General features: G+C 71.5%; 9 protein-coding genes. 6 read left to right on the forward strand and 3 right to left on the reverse strand.

Annotated features, from left to right (window positions below; translation table 11 throughout):
- Window positions 1-64 precede the first annotated feature (64 nt).
- Window positions 65-2,197, reverse strand: a complete 2,133-nt coding sequence (locus ACWCXH_RS31495) for a hypothetical protein (protein ID WP_449804903.1) — start codon at window positions 2,195-2,197, stop codon at window positions 65-67.
- 384 nt (window positions 2,198-2,581) lie between these two features.
- Here ACWCXH_RS31495 and ACWCXH_RS31500 point away from each other — a divergent pair, with 384 nt between their 5' ends.
- The 3 genes from ACWCXH_RS31500 (at window position 2,582) to ACWCXH_RS31510 (ending at window position 7,364) form a co-directional block, all read left to right on the forward strand.
- Window positions 2,582-3,367 carry an HAD family acid phosphatase gene (locus tag ACWCXH_RS31500; RefSeq protein ID WP_449804904.1) on the forward strand — a complete coding sequence of 262 codons (786 nt, stop codon included), beginning with the start codon at window positions 2,582-2,584 and terminating at the stop codon, window positions 3,365-3,367.
- 547 nt (window positions 3,368-3,914) lie between these two features.
- Window positions 3,915-5,447 (forward strand): nucleobase:cation symporter-2 family protein, encoded by a 1,533-nt coding sequence (locus tag ACWCXH_RS31505; RefSeq protein WP_449804905.1) that lies wholly within the window; start codon window positions 3,915-3,917, stop codon window positions 5,445-5,447.
- A 207-nt stretch (window positions 5,448-5,654) separates the two neighbouring features.
- Complete coding sequence (locus ACWCXH_RS31510; RefSeq protein WP_449804906.1) at window positions 5,655-7,364, forward strand: GAF domain-containing protein; 1,710 nt, start codon at window positions 5,655-5,657, stop codon at window positions 7,362-7,364.
- 152 nt (window positions 7,365-7,516) lie between these two features.
- Here ACWCXH_RS31510 and ACWCXH_RS31515 read toward each other — a convergent pair whose 3' ends face one another.
- Entirely contained in the window at window positions 7,517-8,215 is a 699-nt protein-coding gene (locus tag ACWCXH_RS31515) for a response regulator (RefSeq protein ID WP_449804907.1), read from the reverse strand.
- Between the two features lie 286 nt (window positions 8,216-8,501).
- Window positions 8,502-9,137 (reverse strand): Rv1733c family protein, encoded by a 636-nt coding sequence (locus ACWCXH_RS31520; RefSeq protein ID WP_449804908.1) that lies wholly within the window; start codon window positions 9,135-9,137, stop codon window positions 8,502-8,504.
- A 633-nt stretch (window positions 9,138-9,770) separates the two neighbouring features.
- Between ACWCXH_RS31520 and ACWCXH_RS31525 the strand changes: the two genes are divergently transcribed.
- The 3 genes from ACWCXH_RS31525 to argF are packed head-to-tail and all read left to right on the forward strand — an operon-like array spanning window position 9,771 to window position 13,553.
- A complete protein-coding gene (locus ACWCXH_RS31525; protein ID WP_449804909.1) occupies window positions 9,771-11,285 on the forward strand; it encodes an amino acid permease in 1,515 nt (504 codons plus the stop codon).
- 20 nt (window positions 11,286-11,305) lie between these two features.
- On the forward strand, window positions 11,306-12,529 hold the full coding sequence (locus ACWCXH_RS31530) for an arginine deiminase (protein ID WP_449804910.1): 1,224 nt from the start codon (window positions 11,306-11,308) through the stop codon (window positions 12,527-12,529).
- Between the two features lie 19 nt (window positions 12,530-12,548).
- Window positions 12,549-13,553, forward strand: a complete 1,005-nt coding sequence (gene argF / locus ACWCXH_RS31535; RefSeq protein WP_449804911.1) for an ornithine carbamoyltransferase — start codon at window positions 12,549-12,551, stop codon at window positions 13,551-13,553.
- Window position 13,554 lies beyond the last annotated feature (1 nt).

Genomic DNA, 13,554 nt, shown 5'->3' on the forward strand with positions numbered 1-13,554 from the left:
TTCCCCCTCCCCCCGCCCTTCCGCGTGGGGGGCCTCCCCCCCGCCCCACCGCCGTCCGGTGGGGTCAGCCGCGGGCGATCCCGTCGGCTTGGTGGATGAGGTCTTCGGCCTGCCGGGCGAGGTCGCGGGCGGTGGCCGGGGGAATGCGGCCGGTGCCGGAGGCGGCGTCGTCCAGGACGGCGCCGATCCGGCGGGCGAGCCGGTCGCGCTGGTCCCCGAGGGCGGCGAGCCGGGCGCCGGTGTCGCGGTAGGCGGCGTCGCCCGGGGCGTCGGAGGCGGCGGCGCGGGTGGCGGCGGACAGCGTGGCCGAGGCGAACTCTCCTACTCCGCCGTTGAGTTGCTTGTAGCCGGTGGCCAGGCGCCGGTAGTCGGCCTGGTCGCCGGTGCGCAGGCTCTTCGGCAGTGCGGCGGGCGTGAGGAACTCGGTCAGGGCGCGGCCGTCGTGGGCGTAGACGTCGTGCAGGCCGAGCAGGGCGAGCATGGTGGGGCGGATGTCGGTGTGGTCGGACCAGACGGCGCCGGTGGCGCCGAGGCGCTTGACGCCCGGGCCGGCCAGGCCGAGCCAGGTGGTGTTGATGTCGGGCGCGAAGTCGCCGTGGTTCCACGCCTCCGCCGGGTTCAGGCCCACGCAGGCCGTCGCGCAGTTCGCGGCGCCGGCGACGGCGAGGTAGTTCGGGTCGAGGAAGTCGGTGAAGGTGGCGGTGCGCAGGGGGTCGCCGGTGACCATGTGGAGGATCTTCATCTCGGTGCGGTCGGCGAGCTGGTGGCTGATCGGTTCGGTGGCGCCGGTGAGCGGGTTGACCGCGGTGAGCTTGGAGACGGCGCGTTCGAAGTCGCGGGTGGTGGCGGCGTCGGGGCCCGGGTCGCCGTCGAGGTAGAAGCTCGGGGCGGACTCGGACTTCAGCTGGAAGGGGGTGGTGAGGTGCTGCTGGGTGGCGAGCAGTCCGCGGACGTTGGCGTTGATCTCGCCGATCTGCTGGTAGCTGCACGGGGTGGTGACGCCGTCGCAGCCGGCAGGGCTGGGCTTGCCGCCCACGAAGTGGTCGTTCTCGTCGGAGGTGACGACGAACAGGCTGTTGGCGGGGGTGATGCCGTCCTTGGCCAGGCGCTGGAAGAACCCGTCGAAGGCTTGGTCGTAGGCCTTGAGCTGGGCGACGTATCCGGCCTCGCCGGGGCCGAAGGCGCTGCCGCCGGGGTAGCGGTCGTGGGCGTCGGAGATGTAGCCGTAGGTGACGGGCACGCCGGCTTCCTGCATGGTGGCGAGGTAGCCGAGGGTGTTGGCGGCGGACGTCGAGTCGAAGCCGGGGAAGCCGGGGTTGCCGGCCTTGTCGGTGACCGGGGCTCCGCCGATCGCCCGGACCGGGCCGCTTCCGGAGATCACCTGGTCGACGCTGTGGGCGCCGAACAGCCCGCGGTAGCCGAGGTAGCCGCCGGGCTCGTCGGGCAGCAGGTCCGGGCGGGCGGCGGGGCCGGCGCAGTGCGCGGAGCCCCGGGCGCAGTGCACGCCGATGCCGACGAAGTCGGCCTGCGCCCGGACGGGGTCCGCCTGGGCCTCGGCGGCCTCCGGCGATCCCTTGCCGAAGACCTTGTCGATGTCGGAACCGGTGTTCTCCAGCACGGTGTTGGCCACCGAGACGGAGCCGAAGTCGCAGCCCGCCCGGGTGTACGCGGTCCACGGGGCCGGGGTGTTCCGGCCCTCCGGGGTGACCATCGTCGGCGCGGTGTCGGTGGGGGCCGCACTGGAGGGGTCGGCGACGCCGTCGGTCCAGTACGCGAAGGTGCGGGCGGAGGCGCTCGTCCCGTCCGGCTTGTAGTACCGGTAGGAGTTGGACACCGGTTGCCCGTGGTCGCCGCCGTACAGGCCGGTCAGCTGGGTGAGGATGTCGTTGCCGGTGTGGGCGATCAGCGGCGTGTGGTGCGCGGTGTCCAGGGTGCCGTTGTGCTCCAGGAAGTCGAGCAGGTGGGGCATCTGCTCGAGATCGGAGGGCACGTTCGGGTTGTCCCGGGTGAAGTGGACGTTGTCGAAGGTGAGGTAGATGACGTGGTCGACCCGGTGGTTGCCGGCCTGCATCACGCAACTGCCGCCGTGGTGGCGCAGGTCGGGGCCCTCGCCCGCGGCGAGGGCCTGCGGGGCCGCGAGCAGGGCCGCGCCGAGAGCTGCGGCCAGGGCGATGACGGTGGGGCGTCGGGGGCCCATCCTTGCTCCTTGTGAGTTCGAGTGAGCGCATGACTGAGCGAATGAGCGCATGGGTGAGCGCATGTGGGGGGCGCGCGTCGATCGAGCGGAGAGGGGCCCGATCGGTGAACGGAAGGTTGCCATAGTCTGAACGTGCTGCAACAGTCTGTAGAAGTGGATCGCCCGAAGATCTCACGTGGCGAGATGCTGCACGGCCCCGGGTCGGACGGCGTGGTCGGGGCGGAGTTCGCGGGCCTCGGCGGTATCGCGCGTAGACCATGCGCGTAGACCACGCTTGACCTGTGCGGTTGATCACCCCTACGGTTCGGGGCACCACGCAGTCCCCACGCCGGTTCGACGGGCGAGTCATGCCCTCCCGGCCTGCGGCAGAAGGAGCAAGCCCTTATGCTCGAAAAGACCCTGACGTCCCGTGCACGGAGGATTCCCACCCTCGCCGTCGGCGTCGTCGTCGGCGCGGTGGTGGCCGGCGGCGGGCTCGCCGCCGCGGATGCCGCCGCACCCAGGACGGACCGTCAGATCACCAACATGACCGACGAGGTTGCCAAGATCAAGGCGTACTACGGGGACACCGTCGACGCCAACGGCGAGCACTGGCCCTCCCCGGACAGCAACTACGCCACCCAGGTCAAGGGCATCGAGTCCAAGGCCCGCAAGTACCTGGCCCAGCAGATCAAGCACGGCCACTCCGGCAAGAAGGCCATCGTCCTCGACGTCGACGACACCACGCTGTCGACGTACAACTACGAGCTGGAGACGACCTTCGTCTACAACCCGGCGAGCAACGCCCAGTACATCGCCACCAAGACCATGCCGGCCGTGTTCGGCATGAACGACCTGGCGACCTGGGCCCAGCAGCAGGGCTACACGGTCTTCTACATCACCGGTCGCCCCGAGGCCCAGCGCGCCGCCACGGCAGCCAACCTCGCCGCCGTCGGGTACCCCGTCGCGGACGAGGCGCACCTGTTCATGAAGAACAAGACCGCACCCGCGCCCTACCTGCCGTGCGGGGCGAACTGCACCGTGACCGAGTACAAGTCCGGAACGCGGGCCCACATCGAGAGCCTCGGCTACGACATCGTGGGCAACTTCGGGGACCAGAACAGCGACCTGGCCGGCGGCCACGCCGGCGAGGGCTTCAAGCTGCCCAACCCGATGTACTACCTGCCGTAGTCCCTGCACCGCAGGACCCGCCACGAGCCGTGCCGGACGTGGCACGAGCGGCAGACCCCCGCCCCGCCGTCGGCGCACCGACGGCGGGGCGGTTGCGTTCCCTGCAGGCGTGGAGCTCTGGGCTCGCGGGGAAGAGAGTGCTTCGGACGTTGGCTGTTCGCTCCAGCGCCCGTGTGTTGCTTCTCGTGTTCGGCGGGCGGACGGGGTCTAGGCATGCCGGAGTCGTGTGCTCATGGGAACAGGGTTTTGTTTCGGAGAGTTTGACTGTTTGTCACGATTGATGGATCGGCCGCGAGGTTCGGTGGAACCTACAACCGGCTGCAGGCATGCGGCCTGACCGGCTGGCGGATCGCACAATGGCCCGGATCGCAGGCTCGGCCTCTAGAGTCTCCACATCCGGATGTCGGCACCCGTGCACCAGGCGGGATCAACGCCCCCCGGGGACGTTCGTCTCCCTTCCCCATCCTGGCGCCGCTGCTGCCGCCAGGAGCTTCCCGTCGTCGCGCCTGACGTGGTGCGACGCTGTCCGCGTACAACGGAGGTTCCGATGCACTCGCAGAGCGAGTCCGAGAACGCCAACCCCAGCCCCGCGCGGGCCCATCCCGTCGACGAGGTGCCGCCCGTACCCCGGCTGGCGATCCTCGGTCTCCAGCACGTCGTCATCATGTACGCAGGCGCTGTCGCCGTCCCGTTCATCGTGGGCAGCGCCCTCAAACTCGACCTGCGCACGATCGCGCTGCTGGTCAATGCGGACCTGCTGGTCGCCGGCATCGCGACGGTCATTCAGGCGGTCGGCGTCTCCCGCGTCCTCGGTGTCCGGCTGCCGGTGGTGGCCGGCGCCACCTTCACTGTGGTCAGTCCGATGATCACCATCGCCGCCGGGCACGGACTGCCCACGGTGTACGGTGCGATGCTCGTCTCCGGCGTGTTCGGCCTGCTCGTCGCGAAACCGTTCGCCAAGATGATCAAGTTCTTCCCGCCGCTGGTGGCGGGTACGGTCATCATGATCATCGGGCTCTCGCTGATCGGCCCGGGAGCGGGCATGATCGCCGGACACGACACCTCGGCCGCCGCCTACGGAAAGCCGTCGCACATCGCCCTCGGCTTCGGCGTGATCGCGCTGATCGTGCTGTTCAGCCGGCTGCTGCGCGGCCTCCTGGGACAGCTCGCGCCGTTGCTGGCGCTGGCCCTCGGCACGCTGGCCTCGATCCCGCTGCACCTGTTCGACCTGAGCGGGGTCCGCTCCGCAGGCTGGTTCGGCATCGCCTCGCCGTTCCACTTCGGTGCGCCCCGGTTCGACGCGGCGGCGATCGTCTCGATGTGCATCGTGATGCTGGTGACCTATGCCGAGTCCACCGCGGACATGCTCGCGGTGGCCGAGATGACCGGCAAGGAGCTGACCGATTCCGACATCGCGCGCGGCCTCGCCACCGACGGCCTTTCCGCCGTGCTCGGCGGCTGCATGAACTCCTTCCCCGACACCGCGTACGCGGAGAACGTCGGCCTGGTGCAGATGACCGGGGTGCGCAGCCGGTGGGTGGTTGCGGTGGCGGGCTGCTTCCTGCTGGTGATGGGCCTGGTGCCCAAGGTCGGTGCGCTGGTCGCGGCCGTCCCTGAGCCGGTGGTCGGCGGTGCGGCCCTGGTGATGTTCGCGATGGTCACCGCGGTCGGCGTGCAGACGCTGAGGAAGGTCGAGTTCCACGGCAATCACAACCTCCTGATCGTCGCGGTCTCGCTCGGTGTCGGCCTACTGCCGGCGGTTGCCACCGACCCGTACGGCAACGAGGTGTTCTTCAGGGACTTCCCCGTGTGGGCGCAGACCGTCCTCGGCAGCCCGATCACCCTGACGGCGATCCTCGCGTTCACCCTCAACCTGCTCTTCAACCACCTCAAGCCGTCGGCCCTCCGCCCCGCGGCGACCTCGGCCGCCTCGCCCGCGGGCACGGACGCGGAGCTGCCGGTGGCGGGTTGTTCGGCGTCATGCGCGCGGCAGGTCGGATTGTCCTCCCATACGTACTTCTGGCAGTCCCCGTATCCCGGCGTCTCCGCGGCGCGCGGCGGACGGTGTGGGTGCCGATAGATCACCGGGCCTACTCGGACGGCGCGTCGGTACGGCCCTGGCGGGCAACAGTCATGCCGGACCCGGAGGCGCGGTGGGTGGCCGCTCGCCCGGCCTGATCGCCCCGGCCTGGGGTTCTGCAGGGCCCGAGAGGGGCGGGCCCTGACCGGCGGCAGTCGCCTTCTGCAACAATCGACCGGCCGGTAGCCAGGACTTAAGGAGGCCCGCGTGGGCGGGGACGGGGTGCGGTCGCGGATTCCGCAGCTGCGGCTGGACGAGTTGCTGGAGGAGCTCCAGGCGCGGATCGACGCGGCCCGGGGCACCCGGGACCGGGTGCACAGCCTGCTGGAAGCCGTGCTGTCGGTCGGCCGGGAGCTGGACCTGACGCAGGTGCTGCGGCGGATCGTGGAAGCCGCGGCCGTGCTGGTGGACGCGAAGTACGCGGCGCTCGGGGTGATCGGGCCGGACGGCGAGACGCTCTCCGCCTTCCTGACCGTGGGGCTGTCGGACGAGGAGATCGCGAAGATCGGCCCGTACCCGACGGGCAGGGGCATCCTCGGCGAGCTGATCCGCAACCCCGAGTCACTGCGGCTGGAGAACCTCTCCGAGCATCCTGCGTCGTACGGCTGCCCCGCGCACCACCCGGTGATGCGGACCTTCCTGGGCGTACCGGTACGGGTGCGTGACGAGGTGTTCGGCAACCTCTACCTGACGGACAAGCGGGGCGGCGAGGAGTTCGACGCCGACGACGAGTCCGTGATCGCCACCCTGGCGGTCGCGGCCGGCGTGGCGATCGACAACGCCCGGCTGTACGAGGAGGCCCAGCGCCAGCAGCGCTGGCTGAGCGCGAGCGCGGAGATCACCCGGAGCCTGCTGTCCGGCAGTTCCCGCTCGGACGTCATGGAGCTGATCGCGCGGCGGGCGCGGGAGATCACCGGCGCCGAGCTGGCGGACGTGTCCGTGCCCGTCGAGGGTGCCGACACCGTCAGGGTGGAGCTGGCCGTCGGTGGTGACGCGGCTGCCAGGCAGGGCTTGGTGGTGCCGCTGGACGGGACGCTGTCAGGGGAGGCGTGTGCACAGGGCGCCCTGGCGACCACGGTCGACCTGGCGGGTGACCCGCGGCTGTCCGCGGGCCCACGGAGGTTCGAGGGGCTCGGGGCGGCGGTGGCGGTCCCCCTGGGCCGCAACGGCGGACCTGTCGAGGGCGTCCTGCTGTTGGCCCGGTGCGCCGGTGAGCCGGTGTTCACCGATCGGGAGATCGGTCCGCTGCTGGGTTTCGCGGATCAGGCGGCACTGGCACTGGAGCTGGCGGAGCGGCGCCGGGACGCGGAGCAGCTGGTGCTGCTGGAGGACCGGGACCGGATCGCCCGGGACCTGCACGACCTGGCCATCCAGCGCCTCTTCGCGACCGGGATGACGCTGCAGAGCGCCGCGCGGTTCATCGACCACGCCGGCGCCTCGGACCGGGTGCTGCGTGCGGTGGGGGACCTGGACGAGACGATCAAGATCATCAGGTCGACGATCTTCGGGCTCCGCGCTCGCGAGGAGCGCGCCGGGCAGGGCTTGCGGGCCAGGGCCATGCGGGCCGTCGAGCAGGCGCAGGCGGTCCTGGGCTTCCCGCCCCGGCTGAGCATGGAGGGGCTGCTGGACACCGATGTCCCGGCGGAGGTCGCGGAACACGTCGTGGCCGTCCTGGGGGAGGCGCTGAGCAATGCCGCCCGGCACGCGAAGGCGGACCGGGTGGAGGTCGTGCTGGGCGCCACGGGGCAGCAGGTCGTGCTGACGGTGCAGGACAACGGTGTCGGCGTTCCCGAGCAGGGGCGGCGCAGCGGCCTGCGGAACCTCGCCGAGCGTGCGGAAGGGCTCGGGGGCGTGTTCGAGCTGATCAGTCCGGCGGAGGGCGGTACTCGACTGACCTGGTCCGCCCCGTTGCGGTGAGGACGGGCCGGCCAGGTCGCGGGCCGGTCGGACCTCGCACGCGGGTGAACCGGGCAGGGAACGCCCGGACACCAGGTCCGGACGGATCCGGATGGTCACCAGGCCGGCGGTCCTGCTGTGCGGGGGCCGGTCGGCCCAGGCGCATCCCGGGCTCAGACGGCCGTCCGGGCTCCCGTCCGGTCGCGGCCCGACAGTACCTGGGTGGCGATGACGGCCGCCTGGACCCGGCGTTCCACGCCGAGCTTGGCGAGCAGACGGGAGATGTGGTTCTTGACGGTCTTCTCGGCGAGGTAGAGCCGCTGGCCGATCTGCCGGTTGGTCAGGCCCTCGCCCACCAGGGCGAGGATCTCCCGCTCGCGGTCGGTGAGGTGCGGGAAGTCGGACGTCTGCTGAGCGGCCTCGCCGCGCAGTCTGGCCATCAGCCGGGTGGCGGCGCCGGAGTCGAGCATGGACTGGCCGGAGGCCACCGTGCGGACCGCCGAGACGAGGTCGGTGCCGCTGATCTGCTTGAGGACGTAGCCGGCGGCGCCGGCCATGATCGAGTCGAGCAGCGCCTCCTCGTCGTCGAAGGACGTGAGGATCAGACAGGCCAACTCCGGCATCCGGGAACGCAGCTCGCGGCAGACCGTCACGCCGTCGCCGTCGGGCAGCCGCATGTCCAGGACCGCGACGTCCGGCCTGAGCGCCGGAACGCGGGTGAGCGCCTGCGCCACGGTGGAGGCCTCGCCGACGACCGTGAAGCCGGGCTCCGCGTCCAGCAGGTCGTGCACGCCTCTTCGGACGACCTCGTGGTCGTCCAGGAGGAACACCTTCACCGGGTTGCCTGCGCCCGCCGCCGCGTTGTCCGCCATCACCGCTCCATGCTCGATGCCTGCCCCCAGTGGCAGGTCATACAGATCTCATCGCAGTCTGCCGGATGCCGGACGGGGTCGATAGGGCCGGAGGGCCCTAACCGTGAGGGGTGCCGGGCCGCCGTGTGCACGGGTGGGCCGCTCGCGCGCCGGGCTCCGTCAGGCTCCGGCGGCCGGCGCGAAGGGGGCTCCGGTACCAGCCGATCCGTCGACGGTGCGGTCATGGGCGCGGTCACGGGGGCGTCTCCTTCAGAGGGCCCGAAGTGGCCGGGCGTGGCCGGTACGGTCAGCCCGTCCGGTTGTCGCGCGAGGCCCGGCCGCTCCAAACGGGCTCCAGCAGCGCCCAGGAGTGTTGCCATGCCAGGTCCGCCCGGCGGTCCAGGAGGTCCAGGCGGATGCCGAGACCGGTGACGATGAGGGCTCCGAGGCCTCCGAGGACGAACAGCCCGAGGCAGGCCGCCTTGGCGGCGGCGGCGGCCGATCCGAGCGGGGGAGCGACGGAGCGGCCGGTGTCGTCGACCCATAGGCCGACGGTCGAACCGGGGGCGGTGCCGCCCGGCACCGGGACGTTGCCCGTGGTGCGCTTTCCGGCGGGGTAGACCCAGACGGCGTCGGCCTCGTACCGTCGCCCGCCGGTGTCGGCGCCGGACCGTCGCTGGGCCGGGGCGAGTACGACCGCCTGGACCTGGTGCAGGCGGGCGGCCGTCACCGAGGCCTGGTGCCGGACAACGGCGAAGTCGGCCGCCGCCGCGCCCGCGCTGCCGAGCACGGCGAGTCCGATGCCGAGGACGGCCAGTACCAGGGCCCGGCTGTGTGAGCGGTCGATCGGGCGGCCCAACGGATTCCGGTCCTTCCCGAGCGCCTGCCGCAGGTGGCGGCGGAAGGGCGGCACCAGGTCGGTTTGTTCGGGCGGCGTGGTCATTTCCGGTACTCCTTCGTTGACGATCTGGTGAATGGTGGGGACCATCGGGCGCTCGTTCTCGGGGGCGGGCGACGACCGCCACCGGGGTGGTGGATCGGTACAGCGCGGTGTGCGCGACCGGTCCGAGCAGCACGCCGACGTGATGTCGGTGCTCGCGCCGGCCGATGACGACCAGTCATGCATCGGCGGCGGCGTCCGGAACGACCCTCCGCCGCTCCTGTGCGCCTCCATCGCCGCCCACAAGGCGGCGGCTTTGCTCTGTGGCGAGCCGTCGAGACCCCCCATAGCGGCCGTGTCGTCACAACCGCTCCTTGCCGGTCGCTCGGGGCCGGGTACAGGTGCCGTCCGGCTCTGCACAAATCTCCCGTCGGGCCGAGCAGGAGCCAAGGGACTGACGGAATTCAGTGATGGGCCGATGGTCCCTGCGGGGCGCGGCAGGCGGTGTGTCACGCGCCGGTGCGCGCCGCGGCTCCTCGGGACCATCGGGTGGGGAAGCAGGGACCGCTGGGGCGGGGGAACGGGACTGTCGGCCCATGGGATGCGCCGCCCGCCGATCCGAGGATCTTTTCCGACGGGCCGCGGCGAAGGCCGGTCCCGTCCGCACGATTTCAGCACCTGGCAAAGGAGCTCCAGATGTCCGTACACGACCGCGGAAGACCACCGGTGAACACGGCGGATGACGGACCACGGCGGCGCAGCGGTGCCTTCGGGCTGCCGGCCGCCACCGCGTTGGTGGTCGGCAGCATCATCGGTACCGGCGTGTTCGCGCTGCCGTCGGCGCTCGCGCCGTACGGGCCGATCGCGCTGGTGGCGTTCGTCCTGGTGACCGTCGGGGCGCTGGCGCTCGCCGTGACGTTCGGGCGCCTGTCGGAGCGGGTGCCGGGCAGCGGCGGGCCATACGTCTACGCCCGCGAGGCGTTCGGCGAGTTCGCCGGGTTCCTGACCGCCTGGTCGTACTGGATCACGGCCTGGGCCGGGAACGCGGCCATCGCGGTGGCCTGGGTCGGCTATGTCGAGGTGTTCGTCAACAAGGGCCACCACACCTGGACTTCGGTTGCGATAGCCCTGGTGGGCCTGTGGCTGCCCGCGATCGTGAACCTGACCGGCGTGCGCAGCATCGGGGCGTTCCAGGTGGTCACCACGGTGCTCAAGTTCCTGCCGCTGGCGTTCATGGCGACGGTCGGCCTGCTGTTCGTGAAGTCCGGAAACTTCGGGACCTTCAACGCGAGCGGCGGCTCGGCGGCGGGCGCCGTCTCGGCGGCCGGGGCGATCGCGCTGTTCAGCTACATCGGCCTGGAGACCGCCTCGGTGGCGGCCGGACGGGTGCGGGAACCGAAGCGCAACGTGCCGCGGGCGACCGTCTACGGCACCCTGGCCTGCGCGGCGATCTACCTGCTCGGCACCCTGGCCGTGTTCGGCACCGTGCCGCACGCACAACTCGGTTCCTCCAGCGCGCCGTTCACCGATGCGATGAACAGCATCGCGGGCGGGCACTGGGCCGGGAACCTGGTCGCCGCCGCCGCGATCGTCTCCGGGCTCGGGGCACTGAACGGCTGGACGCTGATCTGCGCGGAGATGCCGATGGCCGCCGCCCGCGACGGACTGTTCCCGTCCGCGTTCGCCGGCACGCGCGGCCGGGGCGAGGTACCGGCCTTCGGCATCGTCTCGGCGACCGTCCTCGCGTCGGTGCTCACCGTGATCAGCTACACCCGGTTCACGAAGGTCTTCACCGAGATCGTGCTGCTGAGCGTGCTGACCGCCGTCATCCCCTACCTGGTCTCGGCGGCCGCGCAGTTGTACTGGCTGGCGCTGCACGGCAGGGAGGAGCTGGACCGGCGCCGCCTCGCCCGCGACACGGCCGTCACGGTCCTCGCGCTGGCCTTCTCCTACTGGTCGATCCAGGGCAGCGGCTACCAGACCGTCTACTACGGCCTGTTCACCATCCTGCTCGGCATCCCGGTCTACATCTGGCTGAAGCGACCGCACGCCCGACCCGCGGCCGGCGCCCTCACCGGCACCGACACCCGGCCGACCGACATCCGTCCGGTCCGCCGCGACGCACCGCCCACGAAGGCGGCCCGCACCGTCCGTCCGGTCGGCTTCACCGCCATCGTCCTGCGTGCGCTGACGCCACGTCACCAGCACTGAGAACAAGGGAGTACACCGAGATGTCCACTCTGCGTGTCGACTCGGAAGCCGGCCGGCTGCGGCAGGTGATCCTGCACCGCCCGGGCCTGGAGCTCGCCCGGCTGACCCCGCGCAACGTCGACGAGCTGCTCTTCGACGACATCCTGTGGGCCAAGCGCGCCCGCGAGGAGCACGACGCCTTCGCCCAGGTCCTGCGCGACCACGGTGTGCGCGTCCACCACTACGCCGACCTGCTCGCCGAGACCCTCGAACTGCCGCCCGCCCGGGCCTGGCTGCTCGGCCAGGTGGTCACCGGGGCCACCGTCGGCCCCGCGCTCGTCGAGCCGGTCCGGGAGCTGTGCGGGCAGCTCGACGGCACCACCCTCGCCGAGTACCTGATCGGCGGCGTGCTCAAGGCCGACCTGCCGCTGCGCAGCCCCCACAGCCTGCACTGGAACACCCTCGGCGAGCAGGACTTCGCCCTCCCGCCGCTGCCCAACCACCTCTTCCCGCGGGACAACTCCTGCTGGATCGGCGGCCGTTACAGCCTGAACCCGATGGCGAAGCCGGCCCGTCGGCGGGAGACCCTGCACACCGCCGCGATCTACCGTTTCCACCCGCTGTTCGCCGAGACGGCGCCTCCGCTGTTCGACGGCACCACCACGGCACCCGGGCTGAGCCTGGAGGGCGGGGACGTCCACGTCGTCGCCCCGGGTGTGGTCATGGTCGGGATGGGCGAGCGCACCACCGCGCAGGCCGTCGAAACCCTCGCCCAGCAGCTGTTCCTGACCGCCGCCGCGCACCGGCTGATCGCCGTCCGCCTGCCGGAGAGCCGGGCGTTCATGCACCTGGACACCGTCCTGACGATGATCGACCGGGACACCTTCACCGTCTACCCGGGCCTGGCCGAGGGCCTGCGGTCGTGGACCCTCACCCCCGCCCCCGAGCTCCCGGCCGGCTTCGACGTGCGGACCGACGCCGACCTCGCCGCCTCTCTCGCGGAGGCCCTCGACCTGGACAAGGTCCGCTTCCTGTCCGCCGAGCAGGACGAGCGGGCTGCCGAGCGCGAACAGTGGGACGACGGCAGCAACTTCCTCGCCCTCGCCCCCGGTGTCGTCGTCGGCTACGAGCGCAACACCACCACCAACACCTACCTGCGCAAGCAGGGCGTCGAGATCGTCACCATCGCCGGCTCCGAGCTCGGCCGCGGCCGGGGCGGCCCGCGCTGCATGAGCTGCCCGATCCAGCGCGACCCCGCCAACTGACCACCGAGGAGCAACCGCCATGAGCATCGACCTCACCGGCCGCCACTACCTGCGCGAACTCGACTTCACCGCCGCCGAGATCCACCACCTGCTCGACCTCGCCGCCGAACTGAAGGCGGCCCGGCGGGCGGGAACCGAGACGCCCCGGCTGACCGGCCGCCGGATCGCCCTGATCTTCGAGAAGAGCTCCACCCGGACCCGCTGCGCCTTCGAGGTCGCCGCGGCCGACCAGGGCGCCATGACCACCTACCTCGGCCCGGACGGCTCCCACATCGGCCACAAGGAGAGCATCGCCGACACCGCCCGCGTCCTCGGCCGGATGTACGACGCCGTCGAGTACCGCGGCTTCGACCAGGACACCGTCACCGAACTCGCGGCCCGCGCCGGCGTCCCCGTGTACAACGGCCTCACCGACCAGTGCCACCCCACCCAGAGCCTGTGCGACGTGTTCACGATGCGTGAGCACAGCGGAAAGCCGCTGGAGGAGATCTCCTTCTGCTACCTCGGCGACGCCCGCAACAACACCGCCAACTCCCTGATGGTCATGGGCAGTCTGCTCGGCATGGACGTACGCGTCGCGGCCCCGCGCGACCTGTGGCCCGATCCGGAGCTCGTCTCGGAGTGCATCCGGCTCGGCCGGGACAGCGGCGCCCGGTTCACGCTCACCGACGAGGTCGAGGAGGCCGTGCGCGGAGCGGACTACCTCTACACCGACGTATGGGTCTCCATGGGCGAGGACCACGCCCGGTGGCCCGAGCGCATCGCCCGGTTGCTGCCGTACCAGGTCAATGCCAGGACGCTGGCGGCCACCGGGAACCCGGACACCGCCTTCCTGCACTGCCTGCCCGCCCTGCACGACCGCCGCACCGACCTCGGCGCCGAACTCGCCGCCGAGCACCGGCTCGACGGCCTCGAAGTCACAGACGAGGTCTTCGAGTCGCCGGCCTCGCTGGTCTTCGACCAGGCCGAGAACCGCATGCACACCATCAAGGCGATCCTGGTCGCCACCCTCGGGAGGAAGTGAC

The sequence above is a fragment of the Kitasatospora sp. NPDC001660 genome, assembly GCF_053596725.1.

Excerpts from the sequence above, each read along its gene's own strand:
- ACWCXH_RS31530 (WP_449804910.1), top strand. The coding sequence starts at position 11,306 with ATGTCCACTCTGCGTGTCGACTCGGAAGCCGGCCGGCTGCGGCAGGTG.
- argF (WP_449804911.1), top strand. The coding sequence starts at position 12,549 with ATGAGCATCGACCTCACCGGCCGCCACTACCTGCGCGAACTCGACTTC.
- ACWCXH_RS31520 (WP_449804908.1), bottom strand. The coding sequence starts at position 9,137 with ATGACCACGCCGCCCGAACAAACCGACCTGGTGCCGCCCTTCCGCCGC.
- ACWCXH_RS31505 (WP_449804905.1), top strand. The coding sequence starts at position 3,915 with ATGCACTCGCAGAGCGAGTCCGAGAACGCCAACCCCAGCCCCGCGCGG.
- ACWCXH_RS31495 (WP_449804903.1), bottom strand. The coding sequence starts at position 2,197 with ATGGGCCCCCGACGCCCCACCGTCATCGCCCTGGCCGCAGCTCTCGGC.
- ACWCXH_RS31515 (WP_449804907.1), bottom strand. The coding sequence starts at position 8,215 with ATGGCGGACAACGCGGCGGCGGGCGCAGGCAACCCGGTGAAGGTGTTC.
- ACWCXH_RS31525 (WP_449804909.1), top strand. The coding sequence starts at position 9,771 with ATGTCCGTACACGACCGCGGAAGACCACCGGTGAACACGGCGGATGAC.
- ACWCXH_RS31500 (WP_449804904.1), top strand. The coding sequence starts at position 2,582 with ATGCTCGAAAAGACCCTGACGTCCCGTGCACGGAGGATTCCCACCCTC.